The sequence below is a fragment of the Treponema putidum genome, assembly GCF_024401155.1.
Taxonomy (GTDB): Bacteria; Spirochaetota; Spirochaetia; order Treponematales; family Treponemataceae; genus Treponema_B; species Treponema_B putidum.
In genome coordinates this window covers 201,615-223,474 of sequence record NZ_CP038804.1, presented here as the reverse complement: position 1 = coordinate 223,474, position 21,860 = coordinate 201,615, and the positions used below count along the sequence as shown (strand labels likewise).

Below are 21,860 nucleotides of genomic sequence, written 5' to 3'. Positions count from 1 at the left end.
GCTATGATAAAAAAACTCGTAAGTACGATATTAGCCGTCTTGTGTATTCTTTCAGCTTGCGCTCTCGATGAAAACGGCGATAAAGATGCACAAGCCTCGAAAATAGGAGCCAAAACAATGAAAATAACGATTACGGTAAACGGTAAAACGCTCACAGCGTCTTTATACGATAATTCTTCCGCCCGTGCGCTGGTTGAGTTGCTGCAAAAAGGTGAGGTTACCATCGACATGCACGACTACGGTAATTTTGAAAAAGTCGGCGATTTACCGGTAAGCCTCCCGCGCAATGATAAGCAGACCAACACCGATGCAGGCGATCTGATTTTATATCAGGGAAAATCATTTGTAATTTACTACGATAAAAACTCGTGGAATTTTACCCCGCTGGGGAAGCTGGAGGGCATAACTAAGGCTGAACTGAAAGCTCTGCTCGGAACAGGAAACGTTACGGCAGTGCTCAAGAATGGAAATCAATTTTGTAATATTTTTTTGATAAAAGATATATCCATGAGAGCTTTAAACATAATGTGTGACAAAGAAGATTTAGGTGCATTTTTTTGTTTGTATCGCGAGACCAAATTTAACGCCACTTTCCGTCCTATGTTCAAGGCTTGTTGTAGATTTTTATCTAAAAGCCGACAAAAGTCTTCTCTAAAATGAACATCTAATAACCAATGCATGGTTTCTACAACCCATTCTTTTCTTGCTATATCCAATAGCTGTTGAGCTGTAAGTTTTCTGCTCGAAATATAATAATGCCTCATCAATCACTCTTTCCTTTCTTACTCTTAAACTCTGAATGAATAGCTCCAATACAGCTTAACCCCTCCCATTCATCTGTATTATCCATCCAACCTAAATTAGTTGTGCAGAAGGCTGTTCGCTTTTCAACTCTTTCACGATTTTTTTCACTTTTACAAGCTGTTTCCATTTGTTTTCTTAAAATTTCATCTTGAACATATTCTTCAATATCCGTTTTTAGTAAAGGCTGCTTCCCTTTTACCGACAGTAAATAGTCCCCTTTTCCCTCTTTTATGATTTTTGCCGTTTCTTTTTGACAATTTAAGGCATCTGCAACGATTATATGCCCTTTTATATTAAGAGTTTTTATAAGAGCTTGAACCGTAGGTATCTCGTTTGTCTTTCCTTTAACACATTTTTGTGCCAATGTTATACCAAATTCTGCAACTTGTGCAGAGACTATGTGCAGCGGACTTTCATAGCTGCTCATTTTATCTGTTGAACGGATAGTTTTTCCGTCTATCGCTATTGTAAGAGGCTTTTCTGTACCGTATTCTTTGATAAGAGCTTCAGCCATATTCATAAAACATTCGTTTAATGAGTCTATGTTTATCAATTTAAGTAGACAGGTTAGCCAATAATAGCAAGGTATTTTCTCTATTCCGAATTCTTTACGAAGTTTTTCTTTTATAATATCTTCAGTTGCCCACTCGTGTATCTCTCTAATATTTTTACGTCCACAAAGAAGTCCAAGTAGTAATATTTTTAAAGCTTCCTTTACGCTGTAAAAATATCCGTCGTGATTGCTAATTATTTTGATGTCGTTAAAGTAATCAAATATATTTTCTATTTCCATACCTTCATTATCGGCAGTTTTTAGCAAAATTGATTTCCGTGGTGCTCAAGAATGCGGAGTAGACAAAACTTGCTTTATTGTATCCTTAAAATGCAGCAGTTGAGAGAATATCAATTCTCAAAGACTGCTGCATTCGTGCGTGATAGCGCACACCTCAATCGCATCTAAATCTAAGGTAACCCTCTACAAACTGATATTTTTAGAAGCTCCCGGTACTCAGCCATGATTTTTGCACTATTCGACGTGCCGCAGATATATGATTGCATAACAGGCACTATGAGAAGTTCGCCGACGGCAGGATAAAGGATATCGAAGATGAAATCCCGTTTACCGTGCCAGAGAGGTGGGTGTGGGCTTCTCTATCGGAAATCGCTAATATTTATACCGGGAATAGTATTAATGAGAATGAAAAAAACAAAAAATACTCAAACGTTTCGGACGGGTTGTTTTATATAGCAACAAAAGATATAGATTTTGAAGGAGTAATAAACTATGAAAATGGCATAAAAATTCCTTTTTCTGAATCTAAATTTAAAATTGCACCTGCACAATCATCACTAATTTGTATTGAAGGTGGTAGTGCAGGTAGAAAAATCGGTTTTATTAATAAAGAAGTTTGTTTTGTAAATAAACTTTGTTGTTTACATTGTGAATTTATTGATAATCTATATTTATTCTATTATCTTCGAAGTTCCACATTTATTGATTTCTTCAATGTAAACAAAAGCGGTCTAATAGGAGGCGTTAGTTTGAATCTCTTAAAAAGGATTCCTCTTCCTCTCCCGCCCCTCTCCGAGCAGCAACGCATCGTCGCAGAAATAGAAGCAATCTTTGCACATATAGACCTACTGGAAACAAACAAAGCCGATCTGCAAACCGCCATCAAACAGGCAAAGTCAAAAATCCTCGACCTTGCAATCCGCGGGAAACTTGTTCCGCAAGATCCTGCCGATGAACCTGCCTCCGTTATGCTGGAGAGACTCCGTGCTGAAAAAGAAGCAAAGATTGCAGCCGGAGAGATGAAACGGGATAAGAATGATTCGTATATTTATAAAAATTCTACTGATAATTGTTATTATGAGAAGTTCGGGGGGAAAAATGATATTTGTATTGATAATGAGATTCCTTTTGAACTGCCGGAAAACTGGCAATGGACAAAATTAGGAAGAATTTGCGATAAGCTTGTAGATGGAGATCATAATCCGCCTAAAGGTATCGAAGAAAAAACAGAATATATAATGATTTCTTCAAGAAATATTAATCATAACACAGTAGAAGATTTAGAGAATGTCAGATATTTAACGAAAGAAATGTTTGAAGTAGAAAATTTGAGAACTAATGCTGCTGCCGGTGATATCTTATTCACATCTGTAGGCTCATTAGGTAGAAGCTGTATTTATGATGGCAGTATGAATATCTGTTTTCAACGGAGTGTTTCCATTCTCAACACCAAGGTTTACAACAAATATGTGAAATTCTTTTTTGACAGTAATTTTTATCAAAATTATGTAGCTGAACATGCTACCGGTACTGCTCAAATGGGATTTTATTTACAAGAAATGGCAGAATCTTTTATTGCTATTCCTCCAATTTCAGAGCAAAAAAGAATCGTTGCTAAAATTGAAGAAATATTTAATGCTTTAGACGATATTCAAAGAAATCTTGTCTAATTGGCTAAAAAGTTCATCAATTTTATCTAAAATCCGTTTTTGTGCAGCTAATGGCGGTAATGGAAATAAGATACGCTGAATACTTGTTTTGGTTAAACTCGGCAATGTTGTACTGCTGTCCAATGATGTAAAGTCAAATGATTTACAGAAATGAAATAGATATCGCGGCAGAACAATTGATGATGGTACAAGGCCAAAAGCAGTGTCGACATTCCAGAATTTTTCTTCCACAAATATAGGATTGTTTATTGAACCTTTACGCCCGATTATTGTGCAATTTTCCGGACAAATATAGTCATTAGCGTATCCCATAATACCGCCGCTTCCATAAATTGGATATTCGCCGGTGTCATCTTCTACCTGCGATTGATTTTTTCCGTTTATTACATCAGCGACATCGGAAAAATGACACCATGTCCACGATTCAGGAATAGCATAGAGCATTTCTACAGCTTTTTTGGTTCCATCACTAAACTTCTCATAATAACAAGAAATCACATTACAAGTATACTTTAAGTAAGCGAGAGATCGCAAATCTTGTTTATTGGGAGGTCGTTATGGAAAACGGCACAAGTTTTGAAGAGTATTTGAAAAAAAGCAATCTTTCTCAAAATACTCTTACGTCATATTTATGGACGATTAAATACTACACAGAACATTATGATTCTGTCAGTAAGGAAAATCTGCTTGCATACAAAGGCTATCTGATTGAGTTCTTTAAACCGAAGACGGTGAATTTAAGGATTCAGGGCATTAACAAGTATTTGCAGTTTATGCACAAAGATCAGCTGCAGTTGAAGTTTGTAAAAGTCCAGCAGAAAAACTTTCTTGAAAATGTTATCAGTAATGCAGACTATCAGTTTTTGAAATCGAGTCTTAAAAAAGACGGAAACCGTGAATGGTATTTTGTCGTGTGGTTCCTCGCTGCGACAGGGGCTCGTGTTAGCGAGCTTATTCAGATAAAAGTTGAGCATGTTAAATTGGGATATTTTGATCTATACTCAAAAGGCGGAAAACTTAGGCGGCTCTATATTCCGAAAATCTTGAAAGAAGAAGCCTTGCAATGGCTGGAAGCAATCGGGCGACAATCCGGCTATCTCTTTCTCAATCGCTTTGAAAAGCATATCACCACCCGCGGAATTGCGCAGCAGCTAAAGAATTATGCCAGAAAGTACGGGATAAATGAAAAGGTTGTATATCCGCACTCATTCCGGCACCGCTATGCAAAGAATTTTCTTGAAAAGTTCAATGATATTTCTCTCCTTGCCGATTTGATGGGGCATGAAAGCATTGAAACGACTCGCATTTATCTACGCCGTACCGCCAGCGAGCAGCGGGAGTTGGTTGATACTATTGTAACGTGGTAAAAATTGTAACCATCCAAAAACTTTTACGCAATCCGCTTTAGCGGATATGATAAATCATTTCCTTACATAAAAAGCCGATAGGTTTTCAGTTTTTGGACGGTTAGCTTGCTTTAAATTATCCGCATGACTAACATTTGCTTAATATGTAATGTCGGATTAAACGGGGGATATATATCTTTGTTATAACAATATATCAACTCTTTTTTTATTATACTCTGCGCAGCATAGTCGCCTAATATTTACTCAACCTACAACTTAATTTTCCTCTGTTGTAAGCTTGAATAGAGTGTTATTCGTTGCTAATTTCTTTTAGTTTTTTAATAGTATCTTGGTCGTTTCTTCATACATCCATCGAATCAAAACAATATGTTACGGCCTCATCTTCATCGCCCAATCCATAATAGTCCGGTAAATATTCAGGCAATTCACTTTCCTTTAGTAGATACTTCACTATATACGGATTTGACTTTTTAGCTTTTATATATTTTTTTAAAATTTTTGCGTTGCTTTCTTGCTTTTTTATAGAAAGTAATAGATCGCTAAACAGCATGAAAGCAGTTCCTTCCTGATACTTTTTTAGTAATTCCATTACTCTGTCCAACTGATTTTGGTCTATTAACCAATTGATCAAAATATATCGTAATCCCTGATTATCATTCGGGTTCAATGTAATAACTCTTCATATATTTTTATTGCTTCATCTTTTTTTTCATTATTCCATAATAATTGTCCATATCCTGCCGAAAGCCGCATAAACGGCCTTGTTTCAAATATCTCCCAGAAATATCCGCTATTTTCTGAAAAATACTTTTCCCCATGTTTTTTTCTGAATACTTCTATTCCTTTTTTGTAATACTCATTTTTCTTTTTATATGATGTATACTCTTTTACCAGAATGCAGTATGCATCTACACAGTTTGGATCAAGTTCAAGAGCTTTTTGTGCTAATCGTTTTCGTTGTACTGATGAATCACTGTCCCATGCATCATAAATAATATCTTGCGCTTCTTGTTCATTATTCTGTTCCAATTCAAATGGAAAGCCAGGGAAATTTAGGATATTATTCATTTGCTTGTCCTCCTATATTTTCTATTCTTACACATAAGAATAAGTCTTTTATCTATATCATTCTGCAATGCTATAAAATATTTGTCAGATACGCAAAAAAAATTGCAAGTTTTAAAGAGTTTTTGCATTGTCATCATGATCAGTTTTCTTAATGCTGCTTTCTGAATTGTATTCGGATGCCGTTTTGAAAACTTTTGTTTATAAACAAGCTCTGTTTCTTTATCCACAAAATTCTTTATCATATTGATATTATAGCCATATTACGTGTATATGTCAAAGCGCAGCCTTGATAAAATCAAGCCGAGTAAACATTTCTTCAATCTTGGCAACTATTCGCTGTTGTTCGGCGAGAGGAGGAAGGGGAAATAAAACTTGCTTTACCGTATTAGATTTTAAATTTTTGACAGTTGAACCTGCGGCAACTAAAGAAAATGAGTTGTAAATATACTGAGAACTTAGAGCATAATACAAGAAGTCTTTTAGAAGAGAATTTCTTATGTCAGCAAACACAAGCCAACCGTCATGTATACAGCCATCTATTTTTAAAATATAAGGACGACCGAAACTCATAGAATTTGTTAGCAAGAAATCCCCCGCATGAACAAAACGAGAATGTTTTTTACCTTCAGGTTTAATTTTTTCTTTTGCAGAAATGATATATTTACTTTCCGGAGCCGTATCACCTATCTTTATCCAATTTATACCATTTCCTTTATCAGTAATAAAATCTTCAATAGGTCGCGGTGAGCCGCCACGCTCAATATCTGCCAGTTCCCCCAGCCTGCACCAAGCCCATCCATCCGGCACGGCAAACGGGATTTCGTCAGAAATATTTTCCTCGCCACCATCGGTATATTTTTGATAATAACAATTATCAGTAGAATTTTTATAAATATACGAATCATTCTTATCCCGTTTCATCTCTCCGGCTGCAATCTTAGCTTCTTTTTCAGCACGGAGTTTTTCCAGCATCACGGGCGCAGGTTCATCGGCAGGATCTTGCGGAACAAGTTTCCCGCGGATTGCAAGATCAAGGATTTTTGACTTCGCCTGTTTGACGGCTGTCTGTAAGTCGGCTTTATTTTGTTCCATCAGGTCGATTTCTGCAAAAATTGTTTCAATTTTTGCGACGATGCGTTGCTGCTCCGAGAGGGGCGGGAGAGGAAGAAGAAATTGTTTTACGGTTGGAACAGTGAGCTGAGGAATGCTGGAACCTTCTGAAAAAGAAAATAGTGCATCAAATGAGAACTTTAAAAAAACTAAATTAATACATTCTATAAATGGAATTATAGTAATTAGTCGAATAATAGGCACAAAAGGTTCATTTCTAATACATGAAAAGCCTATTGTTCCCCTTGCAGAAATAGTAAGGCTAGAAACATTAACTACAGATTTATCCGTGAAACCATATAGACCATTATTTTCAATTCCATTTGAATATATAGGAATATTACATTTGTCTGATTTTGTTTTTTCGTAAATAATTGGTCTATCACCGCCTGCAAATATGGAAGCTGAAATATTCGGTAACCTACACCACGCCCAGCCCTCCGGCACGGCAAACGGGATTTCGTCCTCGATGTCCTTCACCCTGCCGTCTGCGAACTTCTCATAGTGCCTGTTATGTTGTAGTCCTGCAGGATACGCATCGGTTGTGCTTTCATCGGATTCGCCGGTATATTTAAAGATATACGAAGCATTTTTATCCGCTTTCAGCTCACCGCTTTTAATTTTTGCGGCTTTTTCAGCACGGATTTTTTCAAGGAGTATGGCTGCACTCTCATCGGCCGGGTCTTGCTTTACCAGCTTTCCATGAATTGCGAGGTCTAATATTTTTTGACGTAATGCATTTGTGTTCACTGTCCAATCTCCCTGTAACAGCCATTATCAGCTGCCGCTCATTTCAAGCGAGGTTTTATATTCTTCTATCTGCTCGCTCAAATTCCGTATATGGTGCGAAAACATAAAATGTAAGAACTCCGTAGGATCATCTTTGTCTTGCGAGGCAGCAAGACTTTGAATATGTTCTGCCCTGTTTTCTTTTTTTATTATCGAAGGAATTATCCCTGCCTCATATTGGATAACATTCATTAAGAGGCGGCTCATTCGTCCGTTTCCATCCGCCCACGGATGAATTTGCACAAGTTTATAATGAACGAGAAAACTAAAAGCGTATTGTTCTTGTATAGGTTTTTCTGCAATGGTTTTTAGTTCCGCATTGAGCCAACTGCAAAATTCTTCCAGCTTTTTCGGGAGCTTTTGCCATGCCGTATAGCTTTTCCCGCCGCGCCCCGCACTGACGTTTAAAAGTCTGAGTTCTCCTTTGGCAGAAGAAAATGTTCCTCCGATTGTATTGTACACAGAACCGGTGTTTTTCATCACGAGAGACGAAAGTTCACAGAGGATTCCCGGTGTGATTTGCGTATGCTGTTTGACAAGTTCAAAACTTCTTTCGTACGCAGCTTTTAAGTCAAGATTCATAAGCTGTTCATAAATCGGCTTATTCGCACTTATCCCCTCGTCAAAGAGAAGTTGATTTTCAATTTCCGTTACGGTAGAACCTTCTATTGCGGTTGAATGGGTAATAATTGAATACAGATAGAATTTATCGTAATCAAGCTGATGAGCAATGTGCAGGCTGTTGTATTCGTCGATGACTTCTGCAAGTTGATTGAAGACCTGCTGTTCGTTTGTCTGGCTCATTCTTCAATACCCCCAATCAATTTGGAAAGTTCGGCAACAGCTGCGGCGATGTTTGCGCTTTTGGTTTGAATGGTTTGCATAAGTTCGGTAAGGGAACAGTCTACGTTGCCGGAATCGTCTTTTATCCATTTTAAGTCGAGGCTGGTCTTTTCGTCTTTTAAGATTTCTTCAACCGGAAACTTACGCCATCTGCCGTTGGGATTTTCGGGCGACCACGTTTCTTTGCGGTCTTTAAAATGTCCTGCGCAGTAGCAGTTTACAAAGTCTTCAAGGTCGGAGCGTTTAAGCGGTTTCGTTGCAAGGGTGTGTTTAATCCCTGTCCGGTAATCGTAATACCATGTCTCTTGTGTCGGGCTTCCTTTTTCAAAGAACAGCACATTTGCTTTTACGCCGTTTGCGTAGAAAATACCGGTCGGCAAACGAAGGATCGTATGAAGATTAAAATCTTTTAGAAGTTTTTTGCGGAGAATTTCTCCGGCACCGTCTGCAAAAAGCACATTATCGGGAAGAACGATTCCGGCTCTCCCGCCGTCTTTTAACATGACCATCATGTGCTGCAAAAAATTTAACTGGTTGTTGCTTGTTGTTACAATCAAATCGGAGCGCATGGTCGAAATATCGACGCTTCCTGCAGGCCGAGCCCCGAAAGGCGGATTTGCAAGAATTACATCTACAAGATGTTCGGGTTCGTGTTCCAAACTATCTTCACATTTAATCGGTGTGGTGCCTGCCCCAATGTCGTGAAGATACAGATTCATAGAAGCCAGCGTTACGACAAGAGGCGTAATGTCATTTCCCCGCAGTGCTTTCGTTTGTAAGAAATCCACTTTACTCTGTTCGTCGCTTTGTTTGCGCATATAGTCATAGGCAGCAAGCAAGAACCCTCCGGTTCCGCACGCCGGGTCGGCAACGGTCTCCGCAATCTTCGGCTGAACAACAGTAACGATAGCATTAATCAAAGGGCGCGGCGTAAAGTACTGCCCTGCTCCGGATTTTTTATCCTGTCCGTTTTTTTCAAGAATACTTTCGTAAATTGCCCCTTTTAGGTCTCCGTCCATACTGAACCAGTTTTCTTCATCGATCATTCCGATCAGTTTTTTAAGAAGAGCCGGTTTTGTAATCTTATTTTGTGCTTCCGTAAAAATTGCGCCGATAAGTCCGTCAGTTGCTTGTAAAATTTCCAGAATCTTTTCATATTTTGCAAGTTGATCGGGTCCGTCCAGCTGAACGATATCTTTCCATTTGCTTCCGTCAGGAAGTGCGCTGCCTAAACCGTACGATTCTTTTTCAAAATCCATTTTTAGAAATAATAGATATGTCAGCTGAATAATATAATCCGTAAATCCGACACCTGCTGCTGCAAGAACGTCCGCCATGTTCCAAACTTTTTTCGTAAGTGTCTGTTCCGGTTTTGCCTGCGTTGCTTCTTTTTTTGCCATTTTTATGCTACCTTTCCGTAGAATAAGTATTTGGAGATTGTCTGCATTTCCTCGTTCAGTTTGTCGGCTCCGAAGATTGGAACGGCTTTTACGAATAAATCATGTTTTGCGTTGTTTAATTCAATGTTCGTGATACAGCCGTTTTGTACGATGTATTCTGCAATCTGCCGCACGATTTCAATTTGTTCCGGCGTAAATTTACGCCAAGCCTGTCCGCAGTAAAGGTTGAAATAACTGCCGAATCGTCTTTTAAGGGACACAAGTTCATCATCCACCTTATATCCGTATCTTACCAGTTGAATAAGATTGGTAAAAACGCCCAGTTCCGTTTCTCTGTTTAAAGGTTTTACTTTTCCGCTTTCTCCGTCCAGCGTTTGATAGCACGTCCATAAAAATTCCGGATTGAACTGGCTATTATACGCAACAAGTTTCTTTTCCAAATCTTTCAGCATCGTATAAGTGATGGCGACTTTTTCCTGATTATAAAGAATTCTTAATGCTTCAATTTCATCTTTATTGTCATTAAGATAGGTTTCAAATGTAGTGATATATTCTTTTGCCTGTTCTTTTGAAAATCCTGCATACAGTAACGTGTCCTTTTTTTCAAGGGCAATTTTAATAAATCCGGCATTGATTTCCAAAAGTTTTTTACGGGCTTTTACGTTGTTGATGAGCGGGAAAATCAAAATTTTTCTTTCCGAGTTCGGCTCGTTAATATCTTTATAGGGCGGTAAACTGCAAGACTCATGTGCGATTGCCTCAAAAATATTTACCGCCAATTGTTTTACGGTAATAGAGCCGAGCAATTCATTAAGTTCGATAATATCTTCCGATTCGGCTTTTTTATTTACGTTTGAAAGATAGTCCGCTAAAAGTTCCAAATTCTTATCGGATAATTCCCCGTGTGCAAGATGTTCAAGAAGGTCTTTGAGCGACAAGACTTTTTTTATATCACCGTTTCCGTCCGGAGTCGGCATTGATTTTTCATGCTCCGTTACACCAACGGCATCCACCAGATAATAAAAATCTTTTGAGGCCGCATTTGCGGTTACGTTTCTTAGTTTATCGTCGGCAAGCGTTCTGCATCCGCGTCCTTTCATCTGAGTGTAGAGAACTTCGGAATGTATATCGCGCATAAAAACAAGAATTTCCAAAGGCCTGATATCGGTGCCTGTTGCAACAAGCGTAACGGTAATAGCAATCCGAAAATCTTTGTTATTTCTAAAATCGTTAATCAGTTGATTTGAATTTCCGGATTTACACGTAATCAACTGAGCATAATGTTCGGGGAGCTCTCCGTTAGGAAATTCGTTTTTGAAAACCCTTTTGATTGCTTCTAATATGTCTTCCGCATGGCTTTCTTTTTTTGCAAAGAAAAGCGTTTTTGGAATCATAGCCCAATCTTTTTTTCTGTCCGGATACAGAGACTCATAGATGGAATCTTTATATGCTTGAACAACTGTTTCGATTTGTGCCGGAATTACAACACTTCTGTCTATGTCCGTTTTGGTAAATTGCCGGTCTTCATGCTGCTTTTGCGTTTTTCTTTTACCGCTCAAGTTGGAAACTTTTTTGATTTTTTCACCGTCTTTAATGGTGCCGCCGGTTTCCGAGATTTCGGTTTTAATTCTATACACACGCGGAGGAACATTAACGCCGTCGGCAACGGATTTTTCCAAAGTGTAATTGACTACTCGGTTTTTATTAAAAAACGCTTCAGCTTCCGGTGTCGGAGTTGCCGTCAGTCCGATGATTTTTGCATTATTGAAATAGGTAAGCACCTGCCGCCAATCTCCATAAATCGAACGATGACATTCATCAATTATAATTACGTCAAAGAAATCCGGCGGTAAAAGGATGTTTCCTGTAAACTGAATCTGTTCTCCCGGTGCGTTTTCATCATTATCCGTTTCTTCGTCATCGTCGGCATCGTTTATTTCTTGCCCCGTGAGCGCTGCAAAAAGCCGCTGAATCGTTGAAATGACGACACTTGCATTTCCTATTTTTTCAACGCTTTTAAGACGATGAACAATGTATTCATCGGAGAAAGGATTACCGGTTTCCGTAAGTTTATATGTTCCGAACTCGCCTTCGGCTTGCTTCCCAAGATTGTTACGGTCTACAAGAAAAAGAACCCGCTTTGCGGATGTATAATTCAAAAGCCGATACGCTGCCGTACAGGCGGTAAATGTTTTTCCAGCACCCGTAGCTAAAACGATAAGAGCCTTTTTGAATCCCTGCTTAAATGAAAGTTCCAGCTTCGTGATTGCTTCAAATTGACATTCCCTTAAACCTTTTGACCCTACAGACGGGACGGAAGGAAGTTTTGCATATTCCGAATCAATGTCGCCGCCTGCCAATTTAACAATATCTTTCGGAGTGAGCATTTTTTTAAGAACTTTATAACTCGGTTTTTCGTCGTGCATATCCTTAAAGAGCAAAGTCTCGTCGTTTGAAAGAAAAATAAACGGAAGCGGAGTTTTCCATGCCCGTATCCAATCGGGCAGAATATTTCCGTAATTTTGCGCTTGTTCTGCAACTTCAAGACCTAAATTATTCTCTTTTCTTTTTGCTTCAAGAACCCCTATAGCCTTTCCGTCAAGATAAAGAATGTAATCAGCTTCTTTATTACCTTTTAAGATATTTTCACGGACGGCTTGCGCATTTATCGCTTCGGGAACAAACTCATCCCGGTTGACTACCGTCCAGCCGGCATCTTCAAGATATGCATCTATATAAACACGTGCTTTTTGCTCAGGCAATAGACCGTCATATCTGAAATTATGATTGTTCTTGTATTCCGTCATAAATATATCCTAATGTTCTCATATCCCAAAACTATAGGAACAATTATAACACTATTTTAGTTATTTTAATAGTACCCGCATTGCCGCAATCGAAGATAACCCGATTGAAATTACCGTGTAATATTTTCAAAATATTGAAGAAACGCACAAATTCGCATAACTAAACTTTGAAGAAACGTATAATTTTTCGTAATTGATGCCGTTTCTTGACACCGTTTATTCTTGACTCTACCTTTAAAACAACTTAAAATGAGATAAATATGATTGAAATTGAAGAAATTCCTATAACGGACATCAGCGAATTCTGGAGCCTGCATATTACCTATTTGGTTGATGACAGCATAATCACAGATAAAGAAGATATTGACTATTTTACGGGTGAAGAATATCGCGGAATTTTGGAATCGCATATGATTCGAAATACGGACAAACAGCATATGGTCTATTTTCTTCGAGATGGAGTTAGAATTGGAGCAGCTTCTTACTGTATTTATCAAAGTGAAGATGGAAAATGCTTTATCTTAGATTTTTGGGTCTTCCCTGAATATAGAGGAAACGGTACAGGGTATCTCTGTTTTGAAGCTTTGGAGCAATATACCAAGAGCGATGGTTCAATATATTATGAGCTGAACTGTAGTAAAGAAGATTCCATAAGATTTTGGAAATCGCTCGGATTTATTGAAAACGGTAAAGATGAATATGATATGCCATTGATGATAAAAAGATAACGAAAACAATAGTGCATTACCTAACCTTTCCTTTAAAAAAAGTTTCCGTAGAAATCTTGAAGATTTCTACGGATGTCGAATTACGCCGTTTTGGAATGAGAAACGGCCTTGAGATAAAGCTCTCCGTTTATCCGAGCTTTAACCCATCTTTAAATGCTTCACCGACACGCTCCGATACTTTGTAATATCCGTGTGTATAGGGATCGAAAGCTATGGCATTTACTAATGACATATCGAGCTTTCCATTCGGCATAACGCTTTCATCGGCAGTTACATTTACAACCTTTCCGATAACACCGCAGCCGTATTTACTATTTTGATACTCAATAAATTCACATTCCAGACAAAGCGGAAATTCATTTATAACCGGAGCGTCGACTGTTTCCGCCTTACTTGCGGTAAGCCCCGCTTTCTCCAGTTTATTGGGAACCTTGTTACCGGATGCGACGCCAAAATAGTCGGCTTCAAGAACATGAGATGCGTCCGCAATACTAACGGTAAAAGCCCCTCGCGCCTTGATATTTTGCACGGTCTTATGCGTTTCCGTTAAATTAAGTGCTACAATATTACGATCCTGCATTGTTCCCCATGCAGCATTCATAACATTTACGCTGCCGTCATCGTTATATGTAGCAACCATAAGTACGGGCATCGGGAAAAACCCTTCGGTAATAGTTAATTTCTTTCCCATAAACGCCTCCTGTTGCGGATATGTAATTCTAAATATAATTATATTCAAATTAGCGGAAAAAACAAGTGTGCGCATTGATACCTTCCGGCTTTAAGCCGGTTCTTTCTTATCTTACATGCCGCGTATATTTCGCCCTTATGCTTACGGCCGCTCCGTACGTTTTGTTACACCACCGCTTTCTATTTATGAAACTCTTATTTCATTTTCCTACTTGACTTAAACCTCATTTCAAGTAATATACCGGCAAAAGATATACGGAGCGTAACGGAATATGCGATCCGGCACAGCAAAGAGTTAAAGAGGTAATGAACATGGTGTATACTTTTCAGTCGGCACACTCCGCAGAGGTTGAGGCAGTATTTGCATTATATGAAAAACGAATCCGTTGGATGGATGAGGTAGGCATTCGGCATTGGAATGTCTGGGATTATTTGACTGTATATCCTGTTGCTTATTATGTAACGCAGCAGACTACGGGAAATCTTTATGCGTTAAAAGACAACGGCTGCATCATAGGCGCCGTGGTTTTGTTGGAACATGATAACCGTTGGACAGATAAAGCAGATGATCATGCGTATTACATACATAACCTAGTAACGGATCCTGTCGTCAAAGGCGCCGGAAAAATTATACTCGCTGAAATTGAAAAACTGGCTATTTGCCGGAAGAAAGGCTTTTTACGTTTGGATTGCGACTCGGGTAGCACATTCTTGAACAACTACTATGGAGCAAAGGGATTTGTTTTATCAGGTCATTGTAAAGACGGTGCATATACCGGCAATAGGCGCGAAAAAACGCTGCAAAGAACATAAGATTAACCAGGAGGCAGTAAAATGATATGGGCGGTTTTTGCGTTCTTATCCGCTGTATTTGCGGCACTTACTTCTATTTTGGCAAAGGTCGGAATTGAAGGAGTAAACTCAAATTTAGCAACGGCAGTAAGAACGATTGTTGTGGTAGCAATGGCGTGGGGTATGGTTTTTATCACCAATGCGCAACACGGAATTATGGACATCAGTAAGAAGAGCTGGATATTTCTGATTCTTTCAGGACTGGCAACAGGGGCTTCATGGCTGTGTTATTACAAGGCATTGCAAATCGGCGAGGCATCCAAAGTTGTGCCTATCGATAAATTAAGCGTAGTGATTACATTGATTTTAGCTGTCATTTTTCTACATGAAAACGTCAATGCAAAATCGATAATCGGTTCACTGCTGATTACGGCAGGCACACTCTGCATGGTGTTATAACACAAACTGCATACGGTCTTTTCAAGTATGAAGCTTTTTGCTCAAAAATAATTCCATAAATTGAATCAATCATACATGGCTAAATGAACCGTTTGTTTCATTTATACTATTCCTTGGCAATAGCATTATTAAGGTGCTCTTAAGAGTAAAGCGAGATTTTTTGAGGCTGCTTTACGCCCTACTGATTTTGCAGCCGCTAAAATTTCGCAGCTTTGTTAAACGCCGAGTTTTGCGTAATCGCAAAACATCGCCGATAGAATACACTTTCTTAACTGAGTTACGAAAGTGCGAAAATTCATCAAACCTCAAGATTTGATAACCTTTTCGTTTGATGAATTTATCGGAATGCTTTTCCGTACGAGGAGAATTTGTTCATACTTTCTTCGCATAATTCATTGACATTAAAATTATATCTCTTATCATAGAAGTGAATACTTCACGGTATGGAGGCGCAATGTATCATTTACGATTGAAAGGTTCCCACTATGAGATGGGAAAAAAGTTAGGACATATTTTTTTAAAAGCAGGAATAATGTTTCCTTTACAAAAACTTGACGATTTTCAAAGACAATTCGGAACAGCAAGTGGAGCCGTATTAAAAAACTTTTTTCCGGAAATTGCGGAAGAAATTCGCGGCATTACGGATACCGTACAGGCCGACATCGGACTTTTTACGGCGTGGCTTATGTGCATGGGATGCTGTCTGTATAACCTTGATGAATCTTGGACGGCGGAAACGAGAGGCTGCACGGCATTTGCTTTTTCTTATGGAAGTGAAGTATATTACGGCAGAAATAATGATCTGCCTCCGTTTTTGCATAAAGGCTGCAAACGAATTTTATACGCACCCAGGGGCAGCAGTCGTTTTATGCTTAATACATCTTCATTCACAAACGGAGAAGAAGGAATGAACGAGCATGGGTTGGCCGCCGCAATGACTTTTATCCTTCCTCATTTAGAAGAAATAAGACCGGGCCTTAATGCATTGTTTTTAATTCGGTTTATTCGTGCGGAGGGTTTAATACCCCGACGCTCTGCGTCGGGGTTGTTGATTTTGGAAAAATGCAGAACAACGGAAGAGGCTGTAACTATCTTAAAAAAATTGCCGGTATCTTCCCCTGCAAATATTCTACTCTGTGACAAAAACGGAAACATGGCCGTCGCAGAAGTTTCGTCCGATACAAAGAAAATACGTGAATGCAACATCAATCCATACGGAAGCAAATTCATCATTGCGGCAAATCATTTTACGGTTGAACAAATGAGGCGGTACTATAATTCTGACGGAAATATTTTTAGATCGCAAGAACGGTATAAAACCGTATTTGATGCTTTTCAAAACAAAATAGAAAGTCCCGTCGAATTTGCAATGGATGTTTTACGAGGACGGTACGGCTTTATCTGCCAATACGGTAAAGAAGAAAACTTCAAAACTGCATGGAGTTCCGTTTTTAATCTGTCCGAGTTAAGCATATATTGTGCTGCCGGCAGTCCTGACAAAAAGAGATTTACCGAAGATGAGTGCTTAAAAAAATGCGGAAATTGTGAAGTAAAAATGTTTTGACTTTCAGATGTGATTCATTCAAAGGGTTTAATACCTTTTCTTCCTCGGCTGCGTAAGAAAAAGGCTCCTACCCTCTTCCGCCTATAACCGCATATATCACAATCCCTACAAACAGCAGCATTACGATGTAGTCGGGAAAGCACATCTTGACCCTTTCATAAGATGTACGTTTTCGCTCGGCATCGAGGCCTCGTGCAAGGGAAGCGGAAGCAAGCTCATCCATAACGGCAATACAGCTGAAAAGGAGAGGTATCAGTATGTACTCGATAGTTCTAAAAGGTGCCCGTATAACCGCACCCGGTTCAAGAGATATGCCCCTAAAGGCCATAGCTTTGCGCACGCCGTCCCATTCTTCCTGCACCGTTGGGATAAACCTGAGCATTACGGATAGAGGGATAATTACAAAGAGCGGAAGATGGAGAGCAGACAGTGCTGCAATGAGCTGACTTATCCGTGTTGTTTTAATTAAAAATGAAAGAGAAAGAAGCAAGGGAATCCCATACCGGCAAATCATAACAAGTGCAACAAGAATTCCGGTTAGGGCAGGAGCTCCTGTCCCTGAGGTGATGATTCGATAGCGCAGATATTCCATAAATGCAATAAGAACGCCGCATTTGAGAGCAAACCATTTTTTACCGCACAAGGCTAACAGTGCACACATCGCCGCACAGTACATCCAAAACGAGATAGCATTATAGGAAAAGGTACTGACGACGATACCCGCAAAAAATAACAGCAGCTTTGTCCGCGGGTCAAGCTTTAAAAGCCCGGCCTCGCTTCCGTACAGCCCGAACGCCATTTATACGGCTCCGGCCTTTTCAAAATGCTTTTTAACCAAACTTTTTGCAATAAGCGCACCGCCTATTCCTCCGAGAACGGCACAGCCCAGTATGGCGAACCATATCTTTCCGTTAAAAGCCAATTTTGCAAGCGTCTCCGTATAAGCGGCACCTTGATATTTTTCCGTCAGGGTTATAAATTTATTATAATCGGTGAGCAGCATCATAGTCGGTGCCGACATATTCAGGTTAAAAAAAACAAATGACAGAAGATACATCTTGCGGGATTGGTATTTGCCTAAGAAAAGAACCAGCTCTGCCATAAGCGCCGCCGCCAGCGAAAAAATAACTGCATACACACTTTGAGTGCAGGCTATCAGTGTAAAAAATGCTCCGAATACCAAAGCCGCACCGAACTTATGCACTTTAAGGACGCACAGCATATATACCGTACCGCATACCAGTCCCACCGTAAGCGGTGCCATAAAATACAGTACCGGAGAAATGGCGGAAGAACCCATTACGATAATCAGCATCAGCACAATGTACATTGCACCGAATGCACCTGCATAGATAAGATCCTTTGTTCTCATTTTTTTGCCTGATTGTGTCGTTGAACTCATAGTTTTAAACTCCTTATGTTTTCCTTTAATTTTAATCAGCATCTTTAAAATGCTCATCTTAATTGTTAGAGACAGCTAATACTAATCTATAAAAGGCTTATGTGTCAATAGGCTTACTTTTTTCATAGGCTTACTTTTTTCTATTCTCTTCCGCAAATTTTCTATATTATTAACCTTGCAATTTTTGAAAATATAGTGTATCCTTATTCTGTGATTAAATTTAAGCTTTTACGCTTTATATAAAAGGAGTTTTTATGGGATTTACAACGGATAAAATCAGGACAATTGCCGTTGCAGGACACGGGCAATCGGGAAAAACCAGTCTTGTCGAACACTTGCTTTACGTTTCAGGCCTTATCGATAAGGCCGAATCGGTAGAGTCCGGAAAAACAGTAACGGACTACAGTCAGGAAGAAATCGATCGAAAGATATCTATTTATTCCACATTAGTTAATTTACAAAAAGACGATAAGCTTATAAACATTTGGGATACTCCCGGTGCCTCTGATTTTATCGGTGAGGTAATCGCCGCATTCCGCTCATCCGAAGCGGCTCTCATAGTTTTGGACGGAAGATCGGGCGTTCAAATCGAAACAATAAAGTATTGGCGCGACCTTGACAGAAGAAACAAACCCCGCCTTGTTTTTGCAAACAAAATGGACGAAGACAGAGCCGATTTTGATAACTGTATAGCCGATGTCAAAAAACAATTTCAGGTAGATGTTTTCCCCGTAAGCTTTCCCATGGGAACGGGAGGTAATTTTAAGGGCGTTGTAGATGTCCTACACGGAAAAGCATATAAAATCGAGGGCGGAAAAGAAATAGAAACGGAAATCCCTGCCGAGTATCAGGATAAATACAAGGAAGCTCTGGAAGTTCTGGCCGGAGCTGCTGCAGAAGGAGATGAAGAATTACTTGTCAAATTTATAGATGAAGGCGAACTTTCTTCTGAAGAAATAAGCCGAGGGCTTACCCTTGCAATGGCAGATAACAGAATAGTGCCCATCTTTGCAGGTTCGGCAATAAATAATTCAGGCCTTAATTCTCTTTTACGTTTTATAAGCGAAATCCTGCCGTCCCCTGAGGGTTCCCTGGAAAGGGGAATCACTAAAGAAGGAGAAGAAGTTTCCGTTAAACTGGACCCTTCAGCCCCTCTTTCGGCCATTGTAGTAAAAACCTCTAACGATCAATTCTCAGGCCGTCTTTCTTATGTAAAGGTTGTTATGGGAGTTCTTTCGGCCGATTCCGAGGTATATAATCTTAGAGAAGAAAAAAAAGAAAGAGTCGGCAAAATCTATAAGATAATGGGTAAAAAACTTACTGAAATAAAAGAGCTTCAAGCAGGAGATATAGGAGTTCTGGTAAAACTTACGAGCACAAAGACGAATGATACTTTGGCCGCCCTATCCGATGCAGTTCCCTTCGTAAGACTTAGAACACCGGAACCTATTTATTCGCTGGCAGTTTCGGCAATCGATAAAAAGAATGACGATAAGGTAAGCGAGCAGTTGTTTAGAGCTTGCGAAGAAGATATGACGCTATCCTTTGCCTTCAATGCCGAAACAAGGCAAAATGTTCTATCGGGTATGGGAGACCTTCATACAAACATAGTTTTGGATAAGGTAAAAAAACAGTCTAAAATCGAAATTCAAACCTCCATTCCACGAATTGCCTATCGAGAAACAATTCAGCGCAAATCCCAAGCCGAATACACGCATAAAAAGCAGTCAGGCGGTCACGGGCAATTCGGCAGGGTTGTTTTGGCAATCGAACCCCTCCCCAGAGGTGAAAAATACAAGTTTACCAATGCGGTTTTCGGAGGAGCTATCTCCAAGGGCTACATACCCGGTGTCGAAAAGGGCGTTATTGAGGCTATGGAAAAAGGCGTTTCTGCAGGCTACCCCGTAGTAGATGTTGCCGTAACCGTTCTTGACGGAAAAGAGCACCCCGTAGACTCATCTGAAATGGCCTTTAAGATTGCAGCCCGAAATGCCTTTAAGGATGCGATGCGCAATGCCGGCCCCATCCTCCTTGAGCCCATTATGAACCTAACCGTCTTTGTCGAAAATTCCTACTTGGGAGATATAATGAGCGACCTTTCTTCACGCCGAGGCAGAATCCTAGGCCAGTCCTCCCCCGCAAGCGGCATTGAAGAAATCAGAGCACAGGTTCCCCACAAGGAGCTTTTGCGCTATGCAATAGACCTCCGCTCAATGACGAGCGGTACGGGCTCTTTTGAAATGTCCTTTGATCACTATGATCCGATATCCGGTAAGATTGCCGATGAGATAATAGCCGAAGCCAAGGCTTTCATGGAAGAGCAAGAAGAATAGGCTAAAGCCTAAATAAAAAAACTCCACGCCGGACAATCCGATGTGGAGTTTTTTTATTCGTGCGGAGGGTTTAATACCCCGACGCTTGCGTCGGGGTTGTTGATTACGCTTGTTAAGCTGCTTCGAAAAACTCCTGCATGGGCTCTATCAGATTCTGTAACAGGATAATATTTAACTTTGTAATGTAAAAATTTACAGCAGTGTTAATTCGGATGTTTTTGTTGCTTTTTGCAGTTCGTCGATGAGGATATAGGCTTGCTTCATTACGAAGGCGAAATTTCGCCCGCTGTATGCTTTTTTATCGTTTTTAATCGGGGCTTTGATAGAAACGACTCGACTTGTGTCTTCTTTTTTTGCCAATACGATATATTTACAGCGTTCGTCGTTCAGCCGGTCGGTATTCGGGTAAATCTTTTTAAATTCCCGCAGCCGCTCTATTACTTCTTCCCGTTTACCCATGCAGGTCTTGACACCGGCTTGATCAAGTGCGGCATCGTCGTTTAGTATCAGGCTCTCTACAGAACCGATAATTTCGGGGAAAAGGGGCTGAATACTCTGCTCCGCATAAAAACCCATATACTTTGTAGGCATAAAATATCTGTTTTCTTGGCAGCGGTAGATGCCGTACTTCTTATAAAACGGCCAGGCTTCCCGTGCGGGAACGATGACTGCAGTTTTCTGTTCATCGTTTAAATTTGCATTCAGTAAGCCTTCTTCTCTAAAGAATGCCTGCAGCTCCGAAAGCAAGAAAATCTCGTGCGGTATCATCGTTACTTCTTCTGTTACCGTGTGCAGTATTTCGTATAAAATGTCAAAATTGCACCAGATGATTTTTGAGCCGGATGTTTCGCGTGCAAGCTCCGTTATGCACTGAGGACAGGATTCGTCGGGCGTTAAAACTATTAGTTTGGCCTCCTTTGAATTGTTACGATGCCTTTCAAGCTGAGCTCTATCGACGGCATTTTTTTCGATTTTTGTTTCGATGATATAATCGAGCGATGCAAAAATCCGTGCATCCGGTACGGAGTTGCCGTTTTTATATTGATTTTCGAAAGTAATCATTTTAAAGTTACTTTCCCCTTCTATGCCTTGGAAAATAGCCGACAGCGTCGGATTGCTCAGCCGTTCCAAAACCGCCAGTATCGTAGAGGTTACTCTGTTTTCGGCGTTATGATATGTTGAAAAAATTGATTTGTTCATAGTATAAAACTCCTTAAATTACAAAAACTTTCGAGCCGCTA

General features: G+C 39.8%; 20 protein-coding genes and 2 pseudogenes. 9 read left to right on the top strand and 13 right to left on the bottom strand.

The window, feature by feature from the left end; translation table 11 throughout:
• Positions 1–3 precede the first annotated feature (3 nt).
• Positions 4–441 (top strand): annotated as a pseudogene (locus E4N74_RS01065) (cyclophilin-like fold protein); the annotation flags it as partial.
• A gap of 29 nt (positions 442–470) precedes the next feature.
• On the opposite strand, the gene E4N74_RS01060 reads toward E4N74_RS01065, so the two are convergent.
• Both E4N74_RS01060 and E4N74_RS01055 read right to left on the bottom strand, forming a co-directional pair.
• Positions 471–764 (bottom strand): transposase, encoded by a 294-nt coding sequence (locus tag E4N74_RS01060; protein ID WP_255818491.1) that lies wholly within the window; start codon positions 762–764, stop codon positions 471–473.
• Complete coding sequence (locus E4N74_RS01055) at positions 764–1,597, bottom strand: ISAs1 family transposase (protein ID WP_255818481.1); 834 nt, start codon at positions 1,595–1,597, stop codon at positions 764–766. The genes E4N74_RS01060 and E4N74_RS01055 overlap by 1 nt, the downstream gene beginning before the upstream one ends.
• A gap of 266 nt (positions 1,598–1,863) precedes the next feature.
• Here E4N74_RS01055 and E4N74_RS12880 point away from each other — a divergent pair.
• Positions 1,864–1,960: pseudogene (locus E4N74_RS12880) on the top strand (restriction endonuclease subunit S); the annotation flags it as partial.
• Positions 1,945–3,267 carry a restriction endonuclease subunit S gene (locus E4N74_RS01050; RefSeq protein WP_255818479.1) on the top strand — a complete coding sequence of 441 codons (1,323 nt, stop codon included), beginning with the start codon at positions 1,945–1,947 and terminating at the stop codon, positions 3,265–3,267. The pseudogene E4N74_RS12880 and the gene E4N74_RS01050, both read left to right, overlap by 16 nt.
• Here the strand turns inward: E4N74_RS01050 and E4N74_RS01045 are convergent.
• Positions 3,238–3,765 (bottom strand): restriction endonuclease subunit S, encoded by a 528-nt coding sequence (locus tag E4N74_RS01045; protein WP_255818461.1) that lies wholly within the window; start codon positions 3,763–3,765, stop codon positions 3,238–3,240. The two genes, E4N74_RS01050 and E4N74_RS01045, sit on opposite strands and share 30 nt — an antisense overlap.
• A 59-nt stretch (positions 3,766–3,824) precedes the next feature.
• On the opposite strand from E4N74_RS01045, the gene E4N74_RS01040 reads away from it, so the two are divergent.
• Complete coding sequence (locus E4N74_RS01040) at positions 3,825–4,634, top strand: tyrosine-type recombinase/integrase (RefSeq protein ID WP_255818442.1); 810 nt, start codon at positions 3,825–3,827, stop codon at positions 4,632–4,634.
• 340 nt (positions 4,635–4,974) lie between these two features.
• On the opposite strand, the gene E4N74_RS01035 is transcribed toward E4N74_RS01040, so the two are convergent.
• From E4N74_RS01035 to E4N74_RS01010, 6 genes are all read right to left on the bottom strand, one after another.
• Complete coding sequence (locus E4N74_RS01035) at positions 4,975–5,223, bottom strand: hypothetical protein (protein WP_255818440.1); 249 nt, start codon at positions 5,221–5,223, stop codon at positions 4,975–4,977.
• A 74-nt stretch (positions 5,224–5,297) separates the two neighbouring features.
• Positions 5,298–5,702, bottom strand: a complete 405-nt coding sequence (locus E4N74_RS01030) for a hypothetical protein (protein ID WP_255818438.1) — start codon at positions 5,700–5,702, stop codon at positions 5,298–5,300.
• A 273-nt stretch (positions 5,703–5,975) separates the two neighbouring features.
• The gene (locus tag E4N74_RS01025; protein ID WP_255818436.1) at positions 5,976–7,562 is read right to left on the bottom strand and encodes a restriction endonuclease subunit S; all 1,587 of its coding nucleotides are present in this window, start codon (positions 7,560–7,562) and stop codon (positions 5,976–5,978) included.
• A gap of 27 nt (positions 7,563–7,589) precedes the next feature.
• Positions 7,590–8,405 carry a Fic family protein gene (locus E4N74_RS01020; RefSeq protein WP_255818434.1) on the bottom strand — a complete coding sequence of 272 codons (816 nt, stop codon included), beginning with the start codon at positions 8,403–8,405 and terminating at the stop codon, positions 7,590–7,592.
• On the bottom strand, positions 8,402–9,844 hold the full coding sequence (locus tag E4N74_RS01015; RefSeq protein WP_255818432.1) for a type I restriction-modification system subunit M: 1,443 nt from the start codon (positions 9,842–9,844) through the stop codon (positions 8,402–8,404). The genes E4N74_RS01020 and E4N74_RS01015 overlap by 4 nt, the downstream gene beginning before the upstream one ends.
• A gap of 2 nt (positions 9,845–9,846) precedes the next feature.
• Positions 9,847–12,651, bottom strand: coding sequence for a type I restriction endonuclease subunit R (locus E4N74_RS01010; protein ID WP_255818430.1), 2,805 nt, complete (start codon positions 12,649–12,651; stop codon positions 9,847–9,849).
• Between the two features lie 260 nt (positions 12,652–12,911).
• Between E4N74_RS01010 and E4N74_RS01005 the strand changes: the two genes are divergently transcribed.
• The gene (locus tag E4N74_RS01005; protein WP_044978664.1) at positions 12,912–13,379 is read left to right on the top strand and encodes a GNAT family N-acetyltransferase; all 468 of its coding nucleotides are present in this window, start codon (positions 12,912–12,914) and stop codon (positions 13,377–13,379) included.
• Between the two features lie 127 nt (positions 13,380–13,506).
• Here E4N74_RS01005 and E4N74_RS01000 read toward each other — a convergent pair whose 3' ends face one another.
• Positions 13,507–14,070, bottom strand: coding sequence for a flavin reductase family protein (locus E4N74_RS01000; protein ID WP_044978663.1), 564 nt, complete (start codon positions 14,068–14,070; stop codon positions 13,507–13,509).
• 311 nt (positions 14,071–14,381) lie between these two features.
• Here E4N74_RS01000 and E4N74_RS00995 point away from each other — a divergent pair, with 311 nt between their 5' ends.
• The 3 genes from E4N74_RS00995 (at position 14,382) to E4N74_RS00985 (ending at position 16,884) form a co-directional block, all read left to right on the top strand.
• Positions 14,382–14,882, top strand: coding sequence for a GNAT family N-acetyltransferase (locus E4N74_RS00995; RefSeq protein ID WP_044978662.1), 501 nt, complete (start codon positions 14,382–14,384; stop codon positions 14,880–14,882).
• Positions 14,883–14,903: 21 nt separating this feature from the next.
• Positions 14,904–15,320: an EamA family transporter gene (locus tag E4N74_RS00990; RefSeq protein ID WP_044978661.1), complete on the top strand. Its 417-nt coding sequence runs from the start codon at positions 14,904–14,906 to the stop codon at positions 15,318–15,320.
• A gap of 454 nt (positions 15,321–15,774) precedes the next feature.
• A complete protein-coding gene (locus E4N74_RS00985) occupies positions 15,775–16,884 on the top strand; it encodes a C45 family autoproteolytic acyltransferase/hydrolase (RefSeq protein ID WP_255818409.1) in 1,110 nt (369 codons plus the stop codon).
• Positions 16,885–16,951: 67 nt separating this feature from the next.
• Here the strand turns inward: E4N74_RS00985 and E4N74_RS00980 are convergent, their stop codons facing one another.
• The gene (locus tag E4N74_RS00980) at positions 16,952–17,683 is read right to left on the bottom strand and encodes an energy-coupling factor transporter transmembrane component T (RefSeq protein WP_255818408.1); all 732 of its coding nucleotides are present in this window, start codon (positions 17,681–17,683) and stop codon (positions 16,952–16,954) included.
• Positions 17,684–18,286, bottom strand: a complete 603-nt coding sequence (locus E4N74_RS00975; RefSeq protein WP_044978658.1) for an MptD family putative ECF transporter S component — start codon at positions 18,284–18,286, stop codon at positions 17,684–17,686.
• Positions 18,287–18,540: 254 nt separating this feature from the next.
• On the opposite strand from E4N74_RS00975, the gene fusA reads away from it, so the two are divergent.
• Positions 18,541–20,619: an elongation factor G gene (gene fusA, locus E4N74_RS00970; RefSeq protein WP_255805845.1), complete on the top strand. Its 2,079-nt coding sequence runs from the start codon at positions 18,541–18,543 to the stop codon at positions 20,617–20,619.
• Between the two features lie 192 nt (positions 20,620–20,811).
• Here the strand turns inward: fusA and E4N74_RS00965 are convergent, their stop codons facing one another.
• Positions 20,812–21,819 (bottom strand): hypothetical protein, encoded by a 1,008-nt coding sequence (locus E4N74_RS00965; RefSeq protein WP_255818407.1) that lies wholly within the window; start codon positions 21,817–21,819, stop codon positions 20,812–20,814.
• Positions 21,820–21,860: the final 41 nt, after the last annotated feature.